Source organism: Serratia bockelmannii, assembly GCF_051803255.1.
Lineage (GTDB): Bacteria > Pseudomonadota > Gammaproteobacteria > Enterobacterales > Enterobacteriaceae > Serratia > Serratia bockelmannii.
Genome location: NZ_CP196512.1, coordinates 511,721 through 536,980, shown reverse-complemented (window position 1 = coordinate 536,980; position 25,260 = coordinate 511,721). Strand labels below are relative to the sequence as shown.

The following is a 25,260-nucleotide window of genomic DNA, read 5'->3' as shown; positions in this document are numbered from 1 at the left end:
AATGGAAAAGACAAACAGTCAGCTCGACACCGCATACGACCCAAAACAGATCGAACAGAAGCTGTACGATCACTGGGAGAATCAGGGTTACTTCAAGCCGAACGGCGACACCAGCCAGGAAAGCTTCTGCATCATGATCCCGCCGCCGAACGTCACTGGCAGCCTGCACATGGGCCACGCGTTCCAGCAGACCATCATGGACACCATGATTCGCTATCAGCGCATGCAGGGTAAAAACACCCTGTGGCAGGCGGGCACCGACCACGCCGGCATCGCCACCCAGATGGTGGTGGAGCGCAAGATCGCCGCGGAAGAAGGCAAAACCCGCCACGACTACGGCCGTGACGCGTTCATCGACAAAATCTGGCAGTGGAAGGCGGAATCCGGCGGCACCATCACCCGCCAGATGCGCCGTCTGGGCAACTCCGTGGACTGGGAGCGCGAGCGCTTCACCATGGACGAAGGCCTGTCGAACGCGGTGCGCGAAGTGTTTGTCCGTCTGCACAAAGAAGACCTGATCTACCGCGGCAAGCGCCTGGTGAACTGGGATCCGAAGCTGCGCACCGCCATCTCCGATCTGGAAGTGGAAAACCGCGAGTCCAAAGGTTCCATGTGGCACCTGCGCTACCCGCTGGCCGACGGCGCGAAAACCGCCGAGGGCAAAGACTATCTGGTGGTCGCCACCACCCGTCCGGAAACCGTACTGGGCGATACCGGCGTGGCCGTCAACCCGGAAGATCCACGCTATAAAGACCTGATCGGCAAAGAGATCATTCTGCCGCTGGTCGGCCGCCGCATCCGCATCGTCGGCGACGAACACGCCGATATGGAAAAAGGCACCGGCTGCGTGAAGATCACCCCGGCGCACGATTTCAACGACTACGAAGTCGGCAAACGCCACGGCCTGCCGATGATCAACATTCTGACCTTCGACGGCGACATCCGTCAGGAAGCGGAAGTGTTCAACACCCTGGGCGAAGTCTGCACCGACTACTGCAACGAGATCCCGGCCGAGTTCCGCGGCCTGGAGCGCTTCGCCGCGCGTAAAGCGGTGGTTGCCGCCTTCGATCAGTTGGGCCTGCTGGATGAGGTCAAACCGCACGACCTGACGGTGCCTTACGGCGACCGCGGCGGCGTGGTGATCGAGCCGATGCTGACCGACCAATGGTACGTGCGCACCGCGCCGCTGGCCAAAGTGGCGGTGGAAGCGGTCGAACAGGGTGACATCCAGTTCGTGCCGAAGCAGTACGAAAATATGTATTTCAGCTGGATGCGCGACATTCAGGACTGGTGCATCTCGCGTCAGCTGTGGTGGGGCCACCGCATCCCGGCCTGGTACGACGTGAACGGCAAAGTCTACGTGGGCCGCAGCGAAGAAGAAGTGCGCAGCGAGAACAACCTGGGCGCCGACGTAGTGCTGACCCAGGACGAAGACGTGCTGGACACCTGGTTCTCGTCCGGCCTGTGGACCTTCTCCACCCTGGGCTGGCCGGAGCAGACCGAGGCGCTGAAAACCTTCCACCCGACCAGCGTGATGGTCAGCGGCTTCGACATCATCTTCTTCTGGATCGCGCGCATGATCATGCTGACCATGCACTTCATCAAGGATGAAAACGGCAAGCCGCAGGTGCCGTTCAAGACCGTCTACATGACCGGCCTTATCCGCGACGACGAAGGCCAGAAGATGTCCAAGTCGAAAGGAAACGTGATCGACCCGCTGGACATGGTCGACGGCATCTCGCTGGAAGATCTGCTGGAAAAACGCACCGGCAACATGATGCAGCCACAGCTGGCGGAGAAAATCCGCAAGCGCACCGAGAAGCAGTTCCCGAACGGCATCGAGCCGCACGGCACCGACGCCCTGCGCTTCACCCTGGCGGCGCTGGCTTCGACCGGCCGCGACATCAACTGGGACATGAAGCGCCTGGAAGGCTACCGCAACTTCTGTAACAAGCTGTGGAACGCCAGCCGCTTCGTGCTGATGAACACCGAAGCGCACGACTGCGGCTTCAACGGCGGCGAGAAAGTGCTGTCGCTGGCGGATCGCTGGATCCTGGCTGAATTCAACCGCACGGTGAAAGCCTACCGCGAAGCGCTGGACACCTACCGCTTCGATCTGGCGGCCAACATCCTGTACGAATTCACCTGGAACCAGTTCTGCGACTGGTATCTGGAGCTGACCAAGCCGGTGGTGAGCAACGGCAGCGAAGCGGAACAGCGCGGCACCCGCCACACGCTGATCACCGTGCTGGAAGCGCTGCTGCGCCTGGCGCACCCGATCATTCCGTTCATCACCGAAACCATCTGGCAGCGCGTGAAGCCGCTGACCGGCACGACCGCAGACACCATCATGCTGCAGCCGTTCCCGGCCTACGACGCCGCGCTGGAAGACGAGCAGGCGCTGAACGATCTGGAGTGGATCAAGCAAACCATCATCGCCGTGCGCAACATCCGCGCCGAGATGAACATCGCGCCTAGCAAAACGCTAGACGTGCTGCTGCGCAACTGCAGCGCCGACGCCCAGCGCCGCGTGCAGGAGAACCAAAGCTTTATCGCCCGTCTGGCGCGCCTGGAATCCATCGCGCTGCTGCCAGCCGGTGAGAAAGGCCCGGTCTCCGTCACCAAGCTGGTGGACGGCGCCGAGTTGCTGATCCCGATGGCCGGCTTCATCGACAAGGACGCCGAGATCGCGCGTCTGGCCAAAGAGATGGGTAAACTGGATGCGGAAATCGCTTCGATCGAAGGCAAGCTGGCGAACGAAGGCTTCGTGGCGCGCGCGCCGGAGGCGGTGGTTGCCAAAGAACGCGATCGTCTGGCGGCCTGCAAAGAAGGCAAAGTGAAGCTGCAGGAACAGCAGGCGACCATCGCCGCACTGTAATCCACCGGCTCACGCCAACGCCTGAAAACAGCGGGGTCTTCCCCGCTGTTTTTTTATCGCCGTTGCATCCGGGCCGGGTTAGATGTTATTACAAGATATTACTGCTGCAGGGACGCCGCCGGGAAATAATCCCCGGCGCGTTTCGTGCTGCGATAAAAACGAAAAACGAACGTGGTCTCTTTCAATGGCGAGTGTAAACATGACAACAGCAACCCCGGCGCGCCTGCTGGTGCGCCCCATCACGGCGGAAGACAATCCCGCCATTGCTCACGTCATTCGCGAAGTCTCCGCCGAGCACGGCCTGACGGCGGATAAAGGCTATACCGTCTCCGATCCCAATCTGGACGCCCTGTATCAGCTCTACAGCCTGCCGCGCAGCGCTTACTGGGTGATCGAGGTGGACGGCCAGGTCGCCGGCGGCGGCGGCATCGCGCCGCTGCAGGGCGGCGCAGACGATATTTGCGAATTGCAGAAGATGTATTTCCTGCCGGTGTTGCGCGGCAAAGGATTGGCGAAACGCCTGGCGCTACAGGCGCTGGATTTCGCCCGCCAGCACGGCTTCCGCTGTTGTTACCTCGAGACCACCGCCAGCCTGACGCAGGCCGTCGCACTGTACGAACACCTGGGCTTCGAACACATCGACCACGCGATGGGCGCCACCGGCCACGTCGATTGCGAAGTCACCATGCTGAAAACGCTGTAATCGTCCCCCGTATCTCTATCATGGCACAGCGTGCTGCGCCATTTTATTAATATCGCAATCAATCAGTAAAACTCGCTATAACGCCGTTTTTCAAGCAGATAAACTGACGTTAAAAACCATGATGTAAATTTAATGTGAAGTTCGTTAATAAATTAACGATCGCAAATTGACCGTTTTTCCCCCCGCGCTACTCTGCCAGTATCCCAATCGCGCACGGAGAGCTGTCATGTCGGAAAATACCTTTGATTACATCATCGTCGGCGCCGGTTCCGCCGGCTGCGTGCTGGCGGCGCAGCTGATCCGCCGCACCCAGGCGCGGGTGCTGCTGCTGGAAGCCGGCGGCGACGACAATAACCTGTTTATCAAGATGCCGGCCGGGGTGGCCAAGATCATCGCCAAAAAAAGCTGGCCCTACGAGACGGAACCGGAACCTCATGCAAATAACCGCCGCATGCAGATCGCGCAGGGCAAGGTGCTGGGCGGCAGCAGTTCGGTCAACGGTATGATCTACCTGCGCGGCCAGCCGCAGGACTACGACGACTGGGCCGAACGCTACGGCTGCACCGGCTGGAGCTACCGGGAGGTGCTGCCCTACTTCAAACGCGCCGAGGCCAATGAAAGCCTGTCCGACGACTACCACGGCGCCGACGGGCTGCTGCCGGTCAGCGAAAACCGCTACCGCCACCCGCTGAGCATGGCGTTTATCCGCGCCGGCCAGGAGCTGAACCTGCCCTATCGCAACGACTTCAACGGCGACAGCCAGCACGGCGTCGGTTTCTACCAAACCACCACCCACAACGGCGAACGCGCCAGCACCGCCCGCACCTACCTGAAGGCGGTGCGGGACGAACGGCGGCTGGTGGTGAAACTGAACGCCCTGGCGCATCGGCTGACCTTCGAGGGCAACGTCGCCACCGGCGTGGTCTACAGCCAGAACGGCGGCGCGGAAGTCACCGCGCGCGCCACCAAAGAGGTGATCGTCAGCGCCGGCGCGGTCGGTTCGCCGAAGCTGCTGATGCTGTCCGGCATCGGCCCGCGCGACCACCTGCAGCAGCTGGGCATCGAGGTGCGGGCGGATCTGCCGGTGGGCAAAAACTTCCACGACCATCTGCACATGTCGATCAACGTCAGCACCCGCGAGCCGATCAGCCTGTTCGGCGCCGATCGCGGCCTGCAGGCGCTGAGCCACGGCGCGCAGTGGCTGGCGTTTCGCAGCGGCGTGCTCTCATCCAACGTGCTGGAAGGCGCCGCCTTCACCGACAGCCAGGGCGACGGCCGGCCGGACGTGCAGATCCACTTCCTGCCGCTGCTGGACAGCTGGGACGACGTGCCCGGCGAGCCGCTGCCGAACATTCACGGCTTCACGCTCAAGGTCGGCTACCTGCAGCCGAAGGCGCGCGGCGAAGTGCAGCTGCGCAGCAGCAACCCGCGCGATCCGGTCAAGCTGCACGCCAACTACCTCGGCCACCCGGACGATCTGGCCGGCAGCGTGCGCGCGGTGAAGTTCGGCCTGGATTTCCTGCAAACCGCGGCGCTGAAGCCGCTGATCAAAGACCTGCTGATGCCGCAGCCGGAGTGGACACGCAACGAAGCTCAGCTGGAAGAGTTCGTGCGCAACTTCTGCAAGACGGTGTATCACCCGGTGGGCAGTTGCCGCATGGGGCCGTCGCCACAGGACGCGGTGACCGATCCGCAGCTGCGGGTGCACGGTTTTGAACGGCTGCGGGTGATCGACTGCTCGGTGATGCCGCAGCTCACCAGCGGCAACACCAATGCGCCGACCATCATGCTGGCGGAAAAGGCGGTGGATCTGTTGCTGGGCGCGCCGCAGTAAGGGCGCGCTTCAACGTCAGGCGGCGGCGGGCACGCCGCTGTGGAAACGCAGCTCGCTGTCCGGCGACAGGATCAGCTCAGCTTCGAGGCGGCCGAAATGCGCCACCCGTTCGCTGATGTCGCCGCCGGCGATCTGCTCGGCCAATGTCAGGTAGTCCTGGTAATGCCGCGCTTCGGATCGCAGCAGCGAAACGTAAAAGCGGTTCAGCTCATCGTCCAGGTGCGGCGCCAGTTTGGCGAAGCGTTCGCAGGATCGCGCTTCGATGTAGGCGCCACAGATCAGTTTGTCGATCAGCGTCGCCGGATCGTGAGTGCGGATCTCGCGGATCATCCCCTTGGCGTAGCGGCTGGCGGTGATCTTACGATATGGGATCCCGCGTGCCTGCATGATCTCCAGCACCTGCGAGAAGTGATGCAGCTCTTCCTTGATCAACAGCACCATGCGATCCGCCAGATCCTGGCCGTAGGCCGAGCCGTTTTTCGGTAGGATCTTGCGGGTGAACTGGCCTTGGCGGAACAGCGTGTCGGGCGCGCCCTGCGCTTCGTGCAGAAACGCCTCGTAGGGCCGCAGCAGCGCCAACAGCGCGTCGCCGCTCTCTTTGTCCGCCACATAGCGGCGGATCAGCCACATGCCGGTCTGCGCGGCCTTCAGCTCGCACACCAGGTGGTCGGTCAGCAACAGCTGCAGGTTTTCCGGACGGCGCGCGGCGTCGATCCAGGCGTCGGGAGTTTCACAGTGCAGGAAGCTTAAAATCGGGGCTAACAGGGATTGGTATGTCATCGGCTTCATTGCCCTATGTATTTCAAGTTGCAGCTAGGCGGCCAGCTCACTCATCCCCAGGAGCTTACTCAGGTAAGTGACTGGGGTGAGAGAGTGCAGCCAACAACGCTGCAGCTTGAAAGACGACGGGGATATCAGGGGCCGGCGAGAACCGGCCCATGTGAATAAGCGGGGTTAATCAGTGGCGTTTGCCGTCGTCGTCTTCGTCGATGTAGTCGCCGTCTTCGTCATCCTCACCGTCTTCACCGTTCGGATCTTCGAAGTAGGTGCCCCAGCCGTCGTAGTTGACGCCGCAGCGCTCCGCCAGCGCCACCAGCTGTTCTACCTGAGCGTCGATCAGCTCGGCGTTCAGGCCGACTTCGCTGATCACGTCGCAGCACATCACCATCGAACCGTCTTCCACTTCCAGCTCTTCGGCGTCGGTCACTTCGTAGCCCAGCTTGAAGGCTTCAACGGCGGCCTGCTCCAGAACCTCAAATTTCTCGGCGGACAGATGGTGCTCGATGGTGTAGAGCGCGTCCGGATCGCTGCCGTCTTCCAGCAGTTCTTCGATGATCAGGCGGGTCTCTTCACGTTGTTCTTCCAGCAATTCGCGGTTTGCCATGCCTATATCCTCAAGTCAAATGGCCTTCATTCCTTCTATTTTCACACACCGCCGACATTGCTTCCACGATAAACGTGAAAGATTTCCTCGCTGGGGTTGAAATTGAATATTCATACATATAAAGTGAATTTTAATTCAATTACACAATCAGGGAATCGGACTATGAGCACCGGCAATGCGTTCTACCAACGTCACTTTCTGAGGTTAATGGATTTCACCCCCGCCGAGCTGCAGGCGCTGCTGCGGCTTTCGGCCGATCTGAAACAGGCCAAGAAGCAGGGGCAGGAACAGCGCCGGCTGCAGGGCAAAAACATTGCGCTCATCTTCGAAAAAGACTCGACCCGCACGCGATGCTCTTTCGAAGTTGCCGCATTCGATCAGGGTGCGCAGGTGACCTATCTCGGTCCAAGCGGCAGCCAGGTCGGCCATAAAGAGTCGATGAAAGACACCGCCCGGGTGCTGGGCCGCCTGTACGACGGTATTCAATACCGCGGCTACGGCCAGGCGCTGGTAGAAACCCTGGCGCAGCACGCCGGCGTGCCGGTGTGGAACGGCCTGACCGACGAGTTCCACCCCACCCAATTGCTGGCGGATCTGCTCACCGTGCAGGAACACCTGCCGGGCAAGGCGCTGAGTGAGGTGAAGCTGGCGTACGTCGGCGATGCGCGCAACAACATGGGCAACACGCTGCTGGAAGCCGCCGCGCTGGCGGGTATGGATCTGCGGCTGGTGGCGCCGAAGGCCTGCTGGCCGCAGCCGGAGCTGGTGGCCGAATGCCAGGCGCTGGCGCAGCAAACCGGCGCGAAACTCACCCTGACCGAAGACATCGCCGAAGGGGTGCAAGACGCCGACTTCCTCTACACCGACGTGTGGGTGTCGATGGGTGAACCGAAAGAGACCTGGCAGGAACGTATCGCGCTGCTGCGGCCGTATCAGGTCAACATGGCGATGCTGAAGCTGACCGGCAACCCGAACGTGAAGTTCCTGCACTGCCTGCCGGCTTTCCACGACGACCAAACCACGCTCGGCAAGCAGATGGCGCAGCAGTACGACCTGCACGGCGGCATGGAAGTGACCGACGAGGTGTTCGAATCGGCGCACAGCGTGGTGTTCGATCAGGCGGAAAACCGGCTGCACACCATCAAGGCGGTGCTGGTCGCCACGCTGAGCGAAACCCTCTGACACGCCTCCCCCTCCGCCCTGGCGCCCCCGGCCAGGGCGGCTAATATATTCCTGGAATATCAAATAGCGGATTGACCTTTGCCCGCCGCCGGCAAAGGTTCTACCGTGACAGGCCGACGGCGCCCGCGCCATAAAAACCAACGATAACAAACCGTTCTCAGCGCCGCCTTGCGGCGCCTTCAGGGGATACACACCGATGAAAACCAAACTCTTGCCGCTGTTCCTGCTCGCCGCCCTGCCCGCCGCCGCGTTAGCCGCCACGCCGCCGAATACGCTGGTAGTGGTGCAATCGCTGGATGACATCGTCAGCCTCGATCCGGCGGAAGCCAACGAACTCTCCAGCATCCAGACGGTGCCCAGCCTGTATCAGCGGCTGGTGCAGGCGGATCGCGACGATCCAGCCAAGGTGGCGCCGGTGCTGGCGGAAAGCTGGCAGGGCGATGCGGCGGCTAAAACGCTGACGGTGAAACTGCGGCCGCAGGCGGCGTTTGCCTCCGGCAATCCGCTGACCGCCGACGACGTGATCTTCTCTTACAGCCGCGCGGTGAAAATGAACAAGTCGCCGGCGTTCATCCTCAACGTGCTCGGCTGGCAGCCGGACAACATCGACGCGCAGCTGAAGAAGATCGACGACCATACCGTGCAGCTGCGCTGGACGGCGGACGTCAGCCCGGCGGTGGCGCTGAATATCCTCTCGACGCCGATCGCCTCGATCGTCGACAGCAAGGCGGCGCTGGCCAACGTCAAAGACGGCGACTTCGGCAACGCCTGGCTGAAAATGCACTCCGCCGGCAGCGGCCCGTTCAAGATGCGCGTCTATCAGCCGCATCAGGCGATCGTGCTGGATGCCAACCCCACCTCGCCGGGCGACAAGCCGCAGCTGAAAAACATCATCATTAAAAACGTACCGGATCCGGCCACCCGCCGCCTGCTGATCCAGCAGGGCGACGCTGATATCGCCCGCGAACTCGGCGCCGATCAGACCGACACGCTGAAGAACCAGCCGGGCGTCAAGGTGCTGGAGATCCCGTCCGCCGAGCAAAACTACCTGGTGTTCAACACCGGCAACGGCGCCAATCCGCTGCTGAACAACCCGGCCTTCTGGGAAGCGGCGCGCTATCTGGTGGATTATCAGGGCATCACGAAGGATCTGCTGAAGGGCCAATACTTCGTGCACCAGAGCTTCCTGCCGGTCGGGCTGCCGGGCGCGCTGGAGACCAACCCATTCAGCTACGATCCGGCTAAAGCGAAAGCCATCCTGGCCAAGGCGGGCATCACCCACGCCGCCTTTACGCTGGACGTAGAGAACAAACCGCAGTTCATCACCATCGCGCAGGCGCTGCAGGGCAGCTTCGCCGCCGCCGGTGTGAAGATCGAACTGCTGCCGGCCGCGGGCAGCCAGGTTTACTCACGCGTGCGCGCCAGGCAGCATCAGGCGGCGATCCGGCTGTGGATCCCGGATTACTTCGACGCCCACTCCAACGCCAGCGCCTTCGCCTACAACGACGGCAAAAGCAGCACGGTGGCCGGGCTGAACGGCTGGCAGATCCCGCAGTTGAATAAGCAGACGCTGGCGGCGCTGGCCGAAGCCGATCCAGCCAAGCGCCGCGCGCTGTACACCGCCATGCAGCAGGAGCTGCAGCGCAGTTCGCCGTACGTGTTTATTGATCAGGCTAAAACCGAAGTGGTGCTGCGCGACAACGTCAAAGGCTATCAACAAGGGTTGAACGCCGACATGGTCTACTACGATCGCGTCAGCAAATAGCCGGCGAGCGGCCATCGCCGGCCAATCGATTGCGGGGCGGCAAAAAACGGCGTTTTAACGCTTGCAGTGGCGAAAAGCGCGAGTATAATGCGCCACAATTTGCCAGGAGAAAGCATGAAAAACGACGTTTGTTTTGTTAGCCGCAATCGACAAAACCGACTGCCTATCGGCGGCCAGCTGCCGTTGTTTCTCCTGTTGCTAAACCGATCTTTTCAAGCCCCTCATTGAGGGGCTTTTTTTTGCCTTAAAAAGTCCCGCGCCACGGGCACGCGTCGAGGAGGAGTGAAAAATGGCCAACCCGCTGTATCACAAACACATCATCTCTATTAACGATCTCAGCCGCGAGGATCTGGAGCTGGTGCTGCGCACCGCCGCCGGTCTGAAAGCCAACCCGCAGCCGGAGCTGTTGAAACACAAGGTGATCGCCAGCTGCTTCTTTGAAGCCTCGACCCGTACCCGCCTGTCGTTCGAAACCTCGATGCACCGCCTCGGCGCCTCGGTGGTCGGTTTCGCCGACGGCAGCAACACCTCGCTCGGCAAGAAAGGCGAAACCCTGGCCGACACCATCTCGGTGATCAGCACCTATGTGGACGCCATCGTGATGCGCCATCCGCAGGAAGGCGCAGCGCGCATGGCCTCGGAGTTCTCCGGCAACGTGCCGGTGCTCAACGCCGGCGACGGCGCCAACCAGCACCCGACCCAGACCCTGCTGGATCTGTTCACCATCCAGGAAACCCAGGGGCGCCTGAGCAACCTCAGCATCGCCATGGTCGGCGACCTGAAATACGGCCGCACCGTGCACTCGCTCACCCAGGCGCTGGCCAAATTCGAAGGCAACCGCTTCTACTTCATTGCCCCGGACGCGCTGGCGATGCCGGCCTACATACTGAAAATGCTGGAAGAGAAAGGCATCGAGTACAGCCTGCACAGCAGCATTGAAGAAGTGGTGCCGGAGCTGGATATTCTCTACATGACCCGGGTGCAGAAAGAGCGCCTCGATCCTTCCGAGTACGCCAACGTGAAGGCGCAGTTCGTGCTGCGCGCCGCGGATCTGACCGGCGCGCGCACCAACCTTAAGGTGCTGCACCCGCTGCCGCGCATCGACGAGATCGCCACCGACGTGGATAAAACGCCGCACGCTTACTACTTCCAGCAGGCGGGCAACGGCATCTTCGCCCGTCAGGCGCTGCTGGCGCTGGTGCTCAACGCAGATTTGGCTCTTTAAGGGGGAACCGCCATGACTCACGACAACAAACTGCAGGTCGAAGCGATCAAATGCGGCACGGTGATCGACCACATTCCGGCGCAGATCGGTTTCAAGCTGCTGACGCTGTTCAAGCTGACCGCCACCGACCAGCGCATCACCATCGGCCTGAACCTGCCCTCCAACGAGCTGGGCCGCAAGGATCTGATCAAGATCGAGAACACCTTCCTGACCGAGCAGCAGGCTAACCAGCTGGCGATGTACGCGCCGAAGGCCACGGTAAACCGCATCGACAACTATGAAGTGGTACGCAAGCTGACCCTCAGCCTGCCGGACCACATCGACGGCGTGCTGACCTGCCCGAACGGCAACTGCATCAGCCGCAGCGAGCCGGTGGCGTCGAGCTTCAGCGTCAAATCGCGCGGCGGCGAAGTGCACCTGAAATGCCGCTACTGCGAAAAAGAGTTCGAGCATCAGGTGGTACTGCAGGCAGACTAAGCCCGGCATGGGCGCCGGGAGATGGCGCTGTCATTCTCCCGGTGACGCCCTATAATGGGACCTCTGAAAATTACTCTACCCACGTTGCTACCCACCGAATTTTACGCTGCGGCCGACCGCGCGGCGGCGTGAAAGACAACGGGTCTATCAGGAGAAAACATGTCACGTAATATCAGCACTGAACTCGCCCCGGCAGCCATTGGTCCTTACGTGCAGGGCGTTGATCTGGGCAGCATGATCATCACTTCCGGCCAGATCCCGGTCGATCCGAAAACCGGCGCCGTCGCCGACGACGTCGCCGCACAGGCGCGCCAGTCGCTGGAAAACGTTAAAGCGATCGTCGAAGCCGCCGGCCTGATCGTTGCCGACATCGTGAAAACCACCGTATTCGTGAAAGACCTGAACGACTTCGCCACCGTCAACGCCGCGTACGAAGCCTTCTTCACCGAGCACAGCGCGCCGTTCCCGGCCCGCTCTTGCGTAGAAGTGGCGCGTCTGCCGAAAGACGTGAAGATCGAAATCGAAGCCATCGCCGTGCGTCGTTAATCGACACGCATGCGAATCACGGCCAGTGCAGACTGGCCGTTTTTATTGATAATCATTTTATTAACCCAATTAATTTATAGCGATAGCGTAATATCGTTCACATTTACAATTCCTCAATAAAAATACGCCTATAATTGTTTTTCACCCGGCCGGGTCATTGCTGTTTCATTTCGTTCACTTCGTGAATAATGACAGGAGATAACCATGGCACCTAGCGTATTGGATTATTTTATCCAACAAGTTTCCCGTTATCCGGAAAAAACCGCCGTCGTCGGCGATAATAAACACCTGACCTACCGTCAATTGGATGAAACCAGCAGCGCACTGTGCGCGCTGTTGCTACGGCGGGGCGTGGCGCCCGACAGCTATGTGCCGCTCGTCACGCTGCGCACGCCGGAAATGCTGATCGGTATGTTGGCGATCGTCAAAGCCGGCGCAGGCTATATTCCCATCGACGCCCGTTACCCGGAAAAAAGAATACAGGATATCGTCACGCAAAGCGGTTCCCCTTTAATACTCGCTAGCAACGCGACGATAGCGCTTTCGGAAAATAACTTCAGCGAGGATATTATTTATATTGATAATATATCAACTTCTTCGCAGGAGAATATAACGTTAATTTCTCCGTCCCCCGATGCCATCGTTTATCTCATTTTCACTTCAGGCACCACCGGCAAACCGAAAGGTGTGCTGATAGAACATCAGTCACTGCTGAATTTAATTCTCTGGCATAACAAGCAATTCGCCATGGATGCCGAAAGTCGTTCTACGCTGATCGCCGGCTTGAGTTTCGACGTCGCGCAATGGGAGATCTGGTCGCCTCTGACCAGCGGCGGCACATTGTATCTCCCCCCGGAAGACGCTCGCCTGCAGCCGGAAGTCCTGCTGGCCTACTTTGCCGAACAGGGCATTACCCACGCCAGCCTGCCCGCCGTACTGGTTGCCGAAGTGGTCGGCGCGCCGCAACCGGCCAATCTGGCGCTGCGGTATCTGTTCAGCTCAGGGGAGAAACTTCATCCGGTCGATCTGCGCGGCATCGATTATTCATTGATCGACTACTACGGCCCGACGGAAGCCACCATATTCGCCACCTGCAACCGGGTGGCTTGCGCCACGCAAAACCCGCCCGCCAGCATTGGGCGGCCCATCGGCGATACCGAAATCTTCATCCTCGATGACCAACTGCAGCCCGTGATCGGCGATCGCCCCGGCGAGCTGTATATCAGCGGTCGCTGTCTGGCCCGTGGCTACCTGAACAATCCGGCGTTGACCGCCGAGCGCTTCATCACCCCGCCTCACTTCGCCGGATTGCGCCTGTACCGCAGCGGCGATCGGGCTCGTTGGCTGGCGGATGGCCGCATTCAATATCTGGGCCGTATCGACGATCAGGTCAAAATCCGCGGCAATCGCATTGAACTGGGCGAAATCGAAAACGCCATGCTGCAGGTTGCGGGCGTCCGTAAAGCGGTGGCCGCCGTGGCAATGGCTGACGATCCGCTGGGCAAGAAAATCGTGGCGTTTCTGATCGCGGAGAGTGACAGCGAAAACGTGACCGCACGCGTCCGACAGAAACTGAAAGAAACGCTGCCCACCGCATTTCTGCCCGCCGATTATCGTTTACTGGAACACATGCCGCTGAACAACAACGGCAAGATCGACAAAGCGGCTCTGTTGGCGCATTACCAACCGGTCAGCGTCAGTGTCGGCGTTGCGCAGCCGCTGACCGCCGACCAGCGCGTCGTCGCCGATCTCTGGCGCTCGCTGCTGAAAGTGGAACAGCCCGCAGCCGACGATGATTTTTTCTCGCTGGGCGGCCATTCGCTGTTGGCGGCCAAACTGATGGCGGCGCTGGCCGAGGCATTTGCCGTCGAGACTTCGGTGCACGACATCTATGAATATCCCACTCTGGGCGCCCTGGCGCAGGCACTGGCACAACGCAGAGACCGGCAACCGACACAGCGGCAAGGCGAAGCGCGTGCCTTGCAGGATGATGTTTATTTGCCGTCGGATCTCGTCATCGATCCGACGTTCGATCCGCGGCAAATCAGCGCGCCGCGCGCCATTTTGCTGACCGGCGCCACCGGCTTCGTCGGCGCGCATCTGTTGGCCGATCTGCTGCGCACCACCGACGCCGAGCTGTACTGTCTGGTGCGCGACGGCGCCAAACTGCCGCCGAGACAGCGGCTGGAGGCGGTGCTGCAGCGCTACCGGATCGCGCTGAACGCCAGCCAGCACGCACGCATTCATATCGTGCCTGGCAACGTAGCGGAACACGACTTTTCGCTGACGCCGGCGGCCTACAGGGCGTTAAGCCGAGATATCGATCTGATTTACCATTCGGCCAGCGCGGTGAATTTTATCCAGCCTTACGCCTACATGAAGCGCGACAACGTGCAGGGCCTGCGGGAAATCATTCGCTTCGCGGCGCATAGCCGCACCAAGCCGCTGATGCTGCTGTCGACCATCTCCGTATACAGCTGGGGGCATCTGCACACCGGCAAGCGGGTGATGCGGGAAAGCGACGATATCGACCAAAACCTGCCGGCGGTCAGCCGCGATATCGGCTACGTGCGCAGCAAATGGGTGATGGAGAAAATTGCCGATTTGGCGGCGGCGCAAGGCCTGCCGCTGATGACCTTCCGCCTGGGCTACGCCACCTGCCACAGCCGTACCGGCGTCAACGCCGATTATCAATGGTGGGGACGGCTGGTGAAAACCTGCATCAGCAGCGGCACGGTGCCGGATTTACGGGATATGCGCGAAGGGTTGACCACGGTGGATTACATGACCCGGGCCATCGCCCACGTCTCTCGCAATCCGCAGGCGCTGGGGCAGAAATTCAACCTGATCCATCAAGGTGACAATAATCTGACGCTGCGTGAGTTTTTCAGCCTGCTGGAGCGCGAGTTCGGTTATCGTTTTCGTCCCTTGCCCTTCGCACAGTGGCGGGCCCAATGGGAAAACGACAGCGACGCGCCGCTGTACCCGCTGCTCAGCCTGTTCAAGGATCCTATGGTGGACGAGCTATCGACGGTGGAGCTCTATCAAGACACCTATCGGTGGGACTGCAGCAACCTGCAACGCTTCCTGCAGGGCAGCGGTATCGATGAGCCGCGCTTCACCCGCCAGCTGCTGCTGAATTACCTGCAGCACGCCATCGGGTATGCGCCGCTGTCGCTACAGGCGTAATGAAACCGGGGCTCAACTGGCCGAGCCCCGTCACCCTCACTCCGTTTTAAGCCCCCGCAGCAGCGCCTCCAGCGGGTACACCGCGGCAATCACCACTTCGTCGCGCGTCTGCGCCGCCGCATCCAGCCGGCGCTGCGCTTGTTCGGCCTCGGCCCGGCTCAGCGGTTTGTCCTGCTGATGGCGATCCAGCAGCGTTAACCCCAATGCGGCCAGGGCATCGACGTCCTGCGCCACCGGCGCCAGCTCCCGCAGCGTGCGGTTGCCCGCGATCGCCGTTTGCAGCGCCGCGCCGTTCGCCTGCCAGCGCTGCAGCCGTTCGCGCAGCGCCTGCGCCGCCGCCTTATCGCGCTTATCCTTCAGCAAAGCCGCAACCTGGGCATGCATGTCACGCACCGCGCCGCTCTCCGGCGGCAGCGCATCGGCAAAGCGGTTCAGCGGTTCGAACTGGTGATAGTTGCCGGCCTGGAACTTCAGGTGCTGGCGGGTGTAATACTGCGCCGGTTCCACCGCCTCGGCCAGGATCTGCAGCGGCGCGATCTGCACGCTGTTGCTCAGCCGGGTGAATTCGCGCGCCGTTTCCGCGTGCTGCTGCAGGCCGACCGACACCACCGACCAGGCGTCGATCGCCGCCAGCCGCCGGTACATGTTGTTCTCATCGGTGACGTCCTGCGCCGACCACAGCCGCTCCGCCACCGCGAAGGCGCGCGGCCACAGCTTGAGATCGATCAGCGGCGCGCGCACGTTTTCCGCCCACAGCGCCGCTTCCCCGCCGAGAATATTGGCCTGCCCTTTCTCGTCCGGCACCACCGGCATCTTGCCCGCCGGCGTCGCCGCCAGCTTGTCGCCGCTGGTGGGGTAACGCACGTTGCCGACCAGCGTATAGCCGCTGAGCTTGTCCTGCTGCAGCGTGACCACCGGCCGCGTATCGCCCATCCAGGTATCGACGCGGAACGTCACCTGCTGCGGCGTGCGCCAGACGATGTCGTGCACCGCGCGGCGCGACTTGCCGTTGAAATCGATAAAGCCGCGCCAGCCCTGCTTGCCCTCGATCAGCGTGAAGCTGCCCTCCACCGCGCTACCCTTCAGACGCGGCATGCTGAAACGCCAGCTTTGCGCCTGCTCGCCGGGTTGCACCGCCGTCTCAACCCCCAGCGGCTGCGGCAGAATTTCATTGCGGTAGTGATAGGCGGTGCTTTGCGGCTGATCGAGGTAGAAACCGGTGGAGAGGATGCCCTGATAGCCGTCCTGCGCGCTGGCGCCCAGCGAGTCTTGCCCCTGCCAGGATTGAATGACGATCGAGCGCGGCAGCGACGGATGGTAGATCTCGTCCCAACCGACCATCTGCCGCTGGTGCTTCTCGAGGATCTTTTCCAGCTTCTGGTTGAAGTAGGCCTGCAGCGCATGGGTATCCGCCAGCCCGTTCTGCTGCATAAACGCCTGAATCGACGGCGATGCCCGCCACTGGCTGGCGTCCACTTCGTCGCCGCCGATGTGCAGATAAGGATCGGGGAAGATCGCCGCCAGCTCGCCGACGATCGCATCGACAAACTGATACACCTCGTCGCGGGTTGGATCGAGCGTCGGCTTATGCACGCCCCACTCGCGCTCCATGCGATACGGCCCCGGCGCGCTCATCAGATCGGGATAGGCCACCGCGATGCTGGAGGCGTGCCCCGGCATGTCGATCTCCGGCACCACGCGAATGCCGCGCGCCGTGGCGTAAGCCACCACCTGCCGCATTTGCTCACGGGTGTAAAACAGGCCGTCGCTGGCCTGCTGCTGCAATTTGGGGTAATGCTCGGAGGCGAAGCGCCAGCCCTGATCGTCGGTCAGGTGCCAGTGGAATACGTTGAGCTTGGCCGCCGCCATGCCGTCAAGCTGGCGCAGAATGTCCGGCAGCGGCAGGAAATGGCGCGCCGAATCCAGCAGCACGCCGCGCCACGGAAAACGCGGCACGTCGCGAATATCCACCAATGGCAGGAAAGTGTTTTGCCCGTCGGTCTGCAGCAGCTGCAGCAGGGTCTCCATGCCGCGCAGCGCGCCAAAGCGAGTGTTGGCGGTCAGCGTGGCGCCCTGCGGCGTGACCGCCAGCCGGTAGCTCTCATCGCTGCCCGGCAGCGGCTGCGCCGCCACCCGGTCCTTGATCACCACTTTGATCGCCGCGCCGTTTGCTTCTTCCCTCAGCGCCAGCGTCCAGCCGGTCTGCAACTCGATGCGCTGGCGCCAGCGCGGCAGCGCGTCGCCCAAATCATCACCCTGCAGCGTCAGAGACAATCGGCGATCCAGCACCAGCTTGCCCGCCGGTTGCGTCACTTCCACCTGCTGCGGCCAGGGCATCAGCGGCAAATCACCCGCCGGCTGCGCCAGCGCGCCGCAAGAAAACCATAACGATGAAGCCAGTAGCGTATAACGGAAAGGTCTGTGCATCGGAAATTCCTCAGAGGAAAAACATCAATAAAAACAGCCAACGCTGTAGATAAAGACTCAGCACAGAACAGATGTCCAACCGTTGCGGTGAAAAAGCGGACGGGATCACAGTTGCCCCCTCCCGGCCGGAGGGGGCGAACGGGTTATTGCCAGCCGTAGCGGCGCACGAACCAGCCTTTCACGCACTGGGTCAGCACCATGTAACCGGCGAGGATCAGCACCAGCCACGGGAAGTAACCGAGCGGCAGCGCCTGCAGCTGCAGGAAGCCGGCCAGCGGCGAGAACACCAGGCCGATGCCGGTGGCGATCACCGCCAGCGTCATGATGCACAGCGGCCAGGACGGGCGGCTCTGGATAAACGGAATTTTGCGCGTGCGGATCATGTGCACGATCAGCGTTTGCGACAGCAGCCCTTCCACGAACCAGCCGGACTGGAACAGCGTCTGCATTTCCGGCGTGTTGGCCTTGAATACCCACCACATCAGGCTGAAGGTCAGCACGTCGAAGATCGAACTGATCGGCCCAAAGAACACCATAAATCGCCCCAGATCGGCGGAGTTCCAGCGCTGCGGCTGGGTGATCTGATCGTCATCGACGTTATCGAACGGGATGGCGATCTGCGAGATGTCGTACATCAGGTTCTGAATCAACAGGTGCAGCGGCAACATCGGCAGGAACGGCAGGAAGGCGCTGGCGATCAGCACGCTGAACACGTTGCCGAAGTTGGAGCTGGCGGTCATCTTGATGTATTTCAGCATGTTGGCGAAGGTGCGGCGCCCTTCGATCACCCCCTGCTCCAGCACCATCAGGCTTTTTTCCAGCAGGATGATGTCCGCCGCTTCCTTGGCGATATCCACCGCCGAATCGACGGAGATGCCGATATCTGCCGCGCGCAGCGCCGGCGCGTCGTTGATGCCGTCGCCCATAAAGCCCACCACGTGCCCCTGGCGGCGCAGCAGTTTGACGATGCGCTCCTTGTGCAGCGGCGTCAGCTTGGCGAACACCGTGGTGCGCGCCGCCGCCTGCGCCAGCTGCTCGTCGTCCATCTGCTCGATCTCGCTGCCGCGCAGCAGATGATCGGCCTCGAGCCCGACGTCACGGCACACTTTGGCGGCCACCAGTTCGTTGTCGCCGGTGAGGATCTTCACCGTGACGCCGTTCTGTTTCAGCGCCGCCAGCGCCGGCGCGGTGCTTTCCTTCGGCGGATCGAGGAAGGCGACGTAGCCTTCGAGGATCAGATCCGACTCGTCCGCCACGCCGTATTCATGGGTTTGCGCCGGCAGGATCTTGTTGGCCACCGCCACCACCCGCAGCCCCTGCTGGTTGAGATCGTCGGTGATGCGGCGGATCCTCGCCAGCAGCGCCTCGCTCAGCGGGATAACCTCGTCTTCGTGGCGCACGTGGCTGCAAATCGCCAGCATCTCTTCCAGCGCGCCCTTGCACACCAGCTCGTGATACTCGTTGTCTTTGGCCACCACCACCGACATGCGGCGGCGCACGAAGTCGAACGGGATCTCATCCACCTTGCGGTAGTTTTGCAGCGCCTGCGGCTGCTGATTTTGCTCCGCGCAGCTCAGCACCGCCACGTCGAGCAGGTTTTTCAGCCCGGTCTGGTAGAAGCTGTTCAACCAGGCGTAGCGCAGCACCCGCTCGCTGCTGGCACCGAACACATCGGTGTGGCGCTCCAGTACGATCTTGTCCTGGGTCAGGGTGCCGGTCTTGTCGGTGCACAGAATGTCCATCGCGCCGAAGTTCTGGATGGCGTCCAGGCGTTTGACGATCACCTTCTGGCGCGACAGCTTCACCGCCCCTTTGGCCAGCGTCGACGTGACGATCATCGGCAGCATTTCCGGCGTCAACCCGACCGCCACCGACAGCGCGAACAGCGCCGCCTCCCACCAGTCGCCCTTGGTGTAGCCGTTGATCAGCAGCACGATCGGCGTCATCACCAGCATAAAGCGGATCAGCAGCCAGCTGACCTTGCTGATACCGCTCTGGAAGGCGTTCGGCTGCTCATCCTGGCTGGTGACGCGCTGCGCCAACTGGCCGAAATAGGTGCCGCCGCCGGTGCCAATCACCATCGCCAGCGCGGTGCCGCTGACTACGTTGGTGCCCATGAAGCACAGGTTCTGGCAGTCGAGCGGATCGGCCGCCAACGCCTGCGGCGCCGCGGATTTTTCCACCGGCAGCGATTCACCGGTCAGCGCCGCCTGGCTGATGAACAGATCCTTGGCCGACAGCACGCGCAGATCCGCCGGGATCATGTCGCCGGCCGCCAGCTTGATGATGTCGCCCGGCACCAGCTGCGCGATCGGCAGCTCCACGTGCTCACTCTTGCCGGTGAGCGCATCGCTGCGGATCACCGTGGCGGTGTTGCTCACCATGGCCTTCAGTGCGTCGGCCGCCCGGTTGGATCGTGCCTCCTGGATGAAGTTCAGCAGCGTGGAGATCAGCACCATCAGCGCGATCACCAAGGCGCCGGTGAGATCCTCGGTGGCGTAAGAAATCATGCCGAGCGCGGTCAGCAGCAGGTTGAACGGGTTGCGGTAGCAGTGCCAGAGGTGTTGCCACCAGGCCTCTTTCTGCTGATCGTCGATGACGTTCTCGCCGCAGCGCTGGCGCACCTGCTCCGCCTCATGGGCGGTAATGCCTTCCGGGTGGCTGTGGAAACGCTCAAACAGCTGCATCGTTTCTGCGGCGGCGCATGCCAGCCGCTGCTGAGCCAGGCCGGCCGGCATATCGCGCGCAGCGCCGCCGACGCTGTCCAGCAGACTGTCGCGACGCACCAAACGGCGCGGGAGGCCGCGGGCGAACAGGCCCAGCAGCTGGCGGGGGAGTTTTTTCAGTTTCATGGTTCGCACCTCGTCGCCCGGTGCCTCACGGCAGCGGGTAAACGGGGATCGTCATCGGCCGGGCGGATGGCGGGTGCGCCAAAAAGCCTCTGCCAACGCAGATCCTTATTCTTTTTTTCAGCAGCAGGAGCGAACGACGAAGCGCGCGCTACCGGTTACCGTGATGTACTTCACCGGTAAAACAGCAGCGCCAGGCGGAGAGGTTTTACCGGAGAACCGAGTGAGTGTCTAAAGCAGTCGGGTCGGGGTCCATATGGGGGATCACCTCCGGTAAAGGGAAAACAGAGCGGCAGGAGCGGCCGTTCAGCGCAGTGCAACAATCCCGTTTTGCATCAAGATCCGCGTCGGAAAATGAGCTATGCTGACGGGCATTGTTTTACAGGCCGTTATGTTACGCCTGTCCACTTCAACGAAAAGTAAACCATGCAAAACCGGCTGACCATCAAGGACATCGCACGCCTGAGCGGCGTAGGTAAATCCACCGTCTCACGCGTGTTGAACAATGAAGGCAGCGTGAGCCCGCAAACCCGTGAACGGGTGGAAGCGGTGATCCGTCAGCAAGGGTTTACCCCCTCCAAGTCGGCGCGCGCCATGCGCGGCCAGAGCGACAAAGTGGTGGGCATCATCGTTTCCCGTCTCGATTCGCCGTCGGAAAACCAGGCGGTGCGCACCATGCTGCCGTTGCTGTACCAGCAGGGCTTCGATCCGATCGTGATGGAGAGCCAGTTCGAAACCCGCCTGGTTCAGGAGCATCTGCACGTACTGCATCAGCGCAACGTCGACGGCGTGATCCTGTTTGGCTTCACCGGCCTGACCGCGGCGATGCTCAAGCCGTGGCAGGAAAAAATGGTGGTGATGGTGCGCGAATACGACGGCTTCTCGTCCGTCTGCTACGACGACGCCGGCGCGGTGAACCTGCTGATGGATCGCCTGTATCGGCAAGGGCATCGGCATATCGGCTATCTGGGGGTGCAGCTCAGCGACGCCACCACCGGCCAACGCCGCTACCAGGCCTATCTCGACGCCTGTGAACGCCTCACGCTCACGCCGCGCGCCACGCTGGGCGAGCTGAGCTACCAGAGCGGTTTCCAGCACGCCGCCGAAGTGATTGACGCGCACACCAGCGCGCTGGTTTGCGCCTCCGACAGCATCGCCCTGGGGGCGATCAAATACCTGCAACAACAGCCGACGCGCGCCATCCAGGTATGCGCCATCGGCAACACCCCGCTGCTCAGCTTCCTGTTCCCCGATACCCTGTCGGTCGAGTTCGGCTACGGCAGCGCCGGCCTGCTGGCGGCGCAGCAGCTGCTGGCACAGCTCAGCGGCGAACAGGGGATCCGCCGCCTGGTGGTGCCCAGCAAACTTTCCTGATTAGAAGTTGACCATTTTTTGTCATTTTGTGATCCTCGCCCCAAACCGGGAACGTTCCCATTTCATTCAAAAAGCCGAGTGGCTAAGCTTTGATCATTACTCAGTCAACACCTCTGCAGGTATCCCATAATGAGCAAAGTAAAACAGCAGGATATTGATCGCCTGATTGTTTTGGTCGGCGGCCGCGAGAACATCGCCACCGTCAGCCATTGCATTACCCGGCTGCGTTTCGTCCTCAATGACCCCAGCAAGGCCAGCCCCAAAGAAATCGAAGAGCTGCCGATGGTCAAAGGCTGCTTCACCAACGCCGGGCAGTTCCAGGTGGTGATCGGCACCGACGTCGGCGACTACTATCAGGCGCTGATTGCCAGCACCGGCGTCAACGAGGCCGACAAAGAACAGGCCAAGGTAGCCGCGCGCCAGAACATGACCTGGACCGAGCGCACCATCTCCCACTTCGCCGAGATCTTCTTCCCGCTGCTGCCGGCGCTGATCAGCGGCGGTCTGATCCTCGGCTTCCGCAACGTGATCGGCGACATCCCTATGTCCGGCGGCCAAACGCTGGCGCAGATGCACCCGGCGTGGAAAACCATTTACGACTTCCTGTGGCTGCTGGGTGAAGCGATCTTCATGTTCCTGCCGGTGGCTATCTGCTGGTCGACGGTGAAAAAGATGGGCGGCACGCCGGTGCTCGGCATCGTGCTGGGCGTCACCCTGGTGTCGCCGCAGCTGATGAACTCCTACCTGCTCGGCCAGCAAACGCCGGAAGTGTGGAACTTCGGCTGGTTCGTGATCCAGAAAGTGGGCTATCAGGCGCAGGTGATCCCGTCGATCCTGGCGGGCATGGCGCTGGGCTGGATCGAAACCCGGCTGAAAAAGATCGTCCCCGACTATCTCTATCTGGTGGTGGTGCCGGTGGTTTCGCTGCTGCTGGCAGTGTTCCTGGCGCACGCGCTGATCGGGCCGTTCGGCCGCATGATCGGCGATGGGGTTGCCTGGGCGGTGAAAGCGGTGATGACCGGCAGCTTCGCCCCGGTGGGCGCCGCGCTGTTCGGCTTCCTGTATGCGCCGCTGGTGATCACCGGCGTGCACCAGACCACGCTGGCCATCGACATGCAGATGATCCAGAGCATGGGCGGCACCCCGGTATGGCCGCTGATTGCGCTGTCCAACATCGCGCAGGCCTCAGCGGTGCTCGGCATCATCATCATCAGTCGCAAGGCCAACGAGCGTGAAATCTCAGTGCCGGCCGCGATCTCCGCCTACCTCGGCGTGACCGAACCGGCGATGTACGGCATCAATCTCAAATACCGCTTCCCGATGCTGTGCGCGATGATCGGCTCCGCGATCGCCGGCCTTATCTGCGGGCTGGACGGCGTGATGGCCAACGGCATCGGCGTCGGCGGCCTGCCGGGCATTCTGTCTATCAAGCCGCAGTTCTGGCTGATTTACTCGCTGGCGATTCTGGTGGCGATCGTCATCCCGCTGGTGCTGACCATCATGGTCTACAAACGCAAGGCCGCCCGCGGCGAGCTGCCGGTTTAATTGACGCAAAATACGCAACATGAATGTAGGGGCTGGAAATACCCTATAGCTTTCGAGCTGCAGCTAGGCGGCAAGGGTACAAATCCCCAGGAGCTTACTCAAGTAAGTGACTGGGGTGCAGCGCCAGCAGCCAACAACGCTGCGGTTTGAAAGATGAAGGGTACAGGCCCGTTGTCACGATTCAAAGGTATTGAACTATGAGCAACCCAACCCCCTGGTGGCAGAACGGCGTCATCTACCAAATTTATCCGAAGAGTTTTCAGGACAGCACCGGCAACGGCTACGGCGATTTGGCCGGGGTGACCCGGCGGCTGGACTATCTGCAGGAACTGGGCGTCGACGCCATCTGGCTGACGCCGGTCTACGTATCGCCGCAGGTGGACAACGGCTATGACGTGGCGGACTACTGCGCCATCGATCCGGCTTACGGCAGCATGGCGGACTTCGAGCAGCTGCTCGCCGCCGCCCACCGGCGCGGCATCCGCATCGTGATGGACATGGTGTTCAACCACACCTCGACCGAGCACCCGTGGTTCAAGGCCGCGCAGGATCGCCACAGCCCGTATCGTCAGTTCTATGTCTGGCGCAACGGCGAAGGCGATACACCGCCGAACAACTGGCGCTCCAAGTTCGGCGGCAACGCCTGGCAGTGGCACGCCGACAGCGGCCAGTACTATCTGCACCTGTTCGCCGCCGAGCAGGCGGATCTCAACTGGGAACACCCACCGGTGCGGGAAGAGCTGAAGAAAGTGTGTCAGTTCTGGGCGGACAAAGGCGTCGACGGCCTGCGCCTCGACGTGATCAACCTGGTGTCCAAACAGCAGGACTTCCCGTCCGACAGCCTGGGCGACGGCCGCCGCTTCTACACCGACGGCCCGCGCATCCACGAGTTCCTGCAGGAGATGAGCCGCGAGGTGTTTCAGCCGCGCGGCCTGATGACGGTGGGCGAGATGTCTTCCACCACGCTTGAGCATTGCCAGCAGTACGCGGCGCAGAGCGGCGAAGAGCTGTCGATGACCTTCAACTTCCACCACCTGAAGGTGGACTACGCCAACGGCGAAAAATGGACGCGGGCGGCGCCGGATTACGTGGAACTGAAGCAGATCTTCCGCCACTGGCAGCAAGGGATGCATAACCGCGCCTGGAACGCGCTGTTCTGGTGTAACCACGATCAGCCGCGCATCGTGTCGCGCTTCGGCGATGAAGGCGCACTCCGGGTGCCGGCCGCCAAAATGCTGGCGATGGTGCTGCACGGCATGCAGGGCACGCCTTATATCTATCAGGGCGAAGAACTCGGCATGACCAACCCCGGCTTCCGCGCCATCGAGCAGTATCGCGACGTGGAAAGCCTGAACATGTACGCCGAACTGCGCGCCCAGGGCCGCAGCGACGCCGAGCTGCTGGCGATCCTGGCCGACAAATCGCGCGACAACGGCCGCACGCCGATGCAGTGGAGCGCCGCACCGCACGCCGGTTTCACCACCGGCACGCCGTGGATCGGCTGCGCCGAGAACTACCCGCAGATCAATGCCGACGCGGCGCTGGCCGATCTCGACTCGGTGTTTTATGCCTACCGCCAGCTGATCACCCTGCGCAAGCAGTATCCGCTGCTGACCCACGGCGACTATCAGGATCTGGCGCCGGATCACCCGGCGCTGTGGTGCTACCAGCGCAGCTGGAACGGCCAGCGCCTGCTGGTGGTGGCCAACCTGAACCGCGAGCCGCTGGCCTGGGCGGCGGAGGGTGTGGAAGCCTCCGCGCAGTGGCGCCCGCTGATGAGCAACTACGCCGATTCGGCAGACCAGCCGCAGGCGCTGACGCTGCGGCCGTTCGAAGCGGTGTGGTGGCTGCTCGAAGACTAACCCCGCAGGGCGCGGCGAGC

16 protein-coding genes are annotated in these 25,260 nt (G+C 61.8%); 12 read left to right on the top strand and 4 right to left on the bottom strand.

What is annotated here, in order from left to right; all coding sequences use genetic code 11:
• The first annotated feature begins 1 nt into the window (after window position 1).
• The 3 genes from ACSJLU_RS02505 to ACSJLU_RS02495 all read left to right on the top strand — a co-directional run bounded on the left by ACSJLU_RS02505 (window position 2) and on the right by ACSJLU_RS02495 (window position 5,415).
• Window positions 2–2,878: a valine--tRNA ligase gene (locus tag ACSJLU_RS02505; RefSeq protein ID WP_049208824.1), complete on the top strand. Its 2,877-nt coding sequence runs from the start codon at window positions 2–4 to the stop codon at window positions 2,876–2,878.
• Window positions 2,879–3,077: 199 nt separating this feature from the next.
• On the top strand, window positions 3,078–3,581 hold the full coding sequence (locus ACSJLU_RS02500) for a GNAT family N-acetyltransferase (RefSeq protein ID WP_004933360.1): 504 nt from the start codon (window positions 3,078–3,080) through the stop codon (window positions 3,579–3,581).
• 226 nt (window positions 3,582–3,807) lie between these two features.
• Window positions 3,808–5,415 carry a GMC family oxidoreductase gene (locus ACSJLU_RS02495; RefSeq protein WP_342096387.1) on the top strand — a complete coding sequence of 536 codons (1,608 nt, stop codon included), beginning with the start codon at window positions 3,808–3,810 and terminating at the stop codon, window positions 5,413–5,415.
• A 15-nt stretch (window positions 5,416–5,430) separates the two neighbouring features.
• On the opposite strand, the gene miaE is transcribed toward ACSJLU_RS02495, so the two are convergent.
• Window positions 5,431–6,195: a tRNA isopentenyl-2-thiomethyl-A-37 hydroxylase MiaE gene (gene miaE, locus ACSJLU_RS02490; protein WP_015376459.1), complete on the bottom strand. Its 765-nt coding sequence runs from the start codon at window positions 6,193–6,195 to the stop codon at window positions 5,431–5,433.
• A gap of 178 nt (window positions 6,196–6,373) precedes the next feature.
• Window positions 6,374–6,799, bottom strand: a complete 426-nt coding sequence (rraB, locus tag ACSJLU_RS02485; RefSeq protein ID WP_025305115.1) for a ribonuclease E inhibitor RraB — start codon at window positions 6,797–6,799, stop codon at window positions 6,374–6,376.
• 162 nt (window positions 6,800–6,961) lie between these two features.
• On the opposite strand from rraB, the gene argF reads away from it, so the two are divergent.
• From argF to ACSJLU_RS02455, 6 genes are all read left to right on the top strand, one after another.
• Entirely contained in the window at window positions 6,962–7,981 is a 1,020-nt protein-coding gene (argF, locus tag ACSJLU_RS02480; RefSeq protein ID WP_342096386.1) for an ornithine carbamoyltransferase, read from the top strand.
• Between the two features lie 196 nt (window positions 7,982–8,177).
• A complete protein-coding gene (locus ACSJLU_RS02475) occupies window positions 8,178–9,746 on the top strand; it encodes an ABC transporter substrate-binding protein (protein ID WP_380827538.1) in 1,569 nt (522 codons plus the stop codon).
• Window positions 9,747–10,035: 289 nt separating this feature from the next.
• On the top strand, window positions 10,036–10,971 hold the full coding sequence (gene pyrB / locus ACSJLU_RS02470) for an aspartate carbamoyltransferase (protein ID WP_025305112.1): 936 nt from the start codon (window positions 10,036–10,038) through the stop codon (window positions 10,969–10,971).
• Between the two features lie 12 nt (window positions 10,972–10,983).
• Window positions 10,984–11,448, top strand: a complete 465-nt coding sequence (gene pyrI / locus ACSJLU_RS02465; RefSeq protein ID WP_004933377.1) for an aspartate carbamoyltransferase regulatory subunit — start codon at window positions 10,984–10,986, stop codon at window positions 11,446–11,448.
• Between the two features lie 159 nt (window positions 11,449–11,607).
• Window positions 11,608–11,994, top strand: a complete 387-nt coding sequence (gene ridA / locus ACSJLU_RS02460; RefSeq protein ID WP_004933379.1) for a 2-iminobutanoate/2-iminopropanoate deaminase — start codon at window positions 11,608–11,610, stop codon at window positions 11,992–11,994.
• Window positions 11,995–12,198: 204 nt separating this feature from the next.
• Window positions 12,199–15,183: an amino acid adenylation domain-containing protein gene (locus ACSJLU_RS02455; RefSeq protein WP_342096385.1), complete on the top strand. Its 2,985-nt coding sequence runs from the start codon at window positions 12,199–12,201 to the stop codon at window positions 15,181–15,183.
• Between the two features lie 36 nt (window positions 15,184–15,219).
• On the opposite strand, the gene ACSJLU_RS02450 is transcribed toward ACSJLU_RS02455, so the two are convergent.
• Window positions 15,220–17,610, bottom strand: coding sequence for a beta-N-acetylhexosaminidase (locus tag ACSJLU_RS02450; RefSeq protein ID WP_342096384.1), 2,391 nt, complete (start codon window positions 17,608–17,610; stop codon window positions 15,220–15,222).
• A gap of 143 nt (window positions 17,611–17,753) precedes the next feature.
• Complete coding sequence (gene mgtA, locus ACSJLU_RS02445) at window positions 17,754–20,462, bottom strand: magnesium-translocating P-type ATPase (RefSeq protein ID WP_325978175.1); 2,709 nt, start codon at window positions 20,460–20,462, stop codon at window positions 17,754–17,756.
• Between the two features lie 423 nt (window positions 20,463–20,885).
• Between mgtA and treR the strand changes: the two genes are divergently transcribed.
• The 3 genes from treR (at window position 20,886) to treC (ending at window position 25,240) form a co-directional block, all read left to right on the top strand.
• The gene (treR, locus tag ACSJLU_RS02440) at window positions 20,886–21,833 is read left to right on the top strand and encodes a trehalose operon repressor TreR (protein WP_049204473.1); all 948 of its coding nucleotides are present in this window, start codon (window positions 20,886–20,888) and stop codon (window positions 21,831–21,833) included.
• Window positions 21,834–21,962: 129 nt separating this feature from the next.
• Window positions 21,963–23,378: a PTS trehalose transporter subunit IIBC gene (treB, locus tag ACSJLU_RS02435; RefSeq protein WP_033636857.1), complete on the top strand. Its 1,416-nt coding sequence runs from the start codon at window positions 21,963–21,965 to the stop codon at window positions 23,376–23,378.
• Between the two features lie 197 nt (window positions 23,379–23,575).
• Window positions 23,576–25,240 (top strand): alpha,alpha-phosphotrehalase, encoded by a 1,665-nt coding sequence (treC, locus tag ACSJLU_RS02430; RefSeq protein WP_380827531.1) that lies wholly within the window; start codon window positions 23,576–23,578, stop codon window positions 25,238–25,240.
• Window positions 25,241–25,260: the final 20 nt, after the last annotated feature.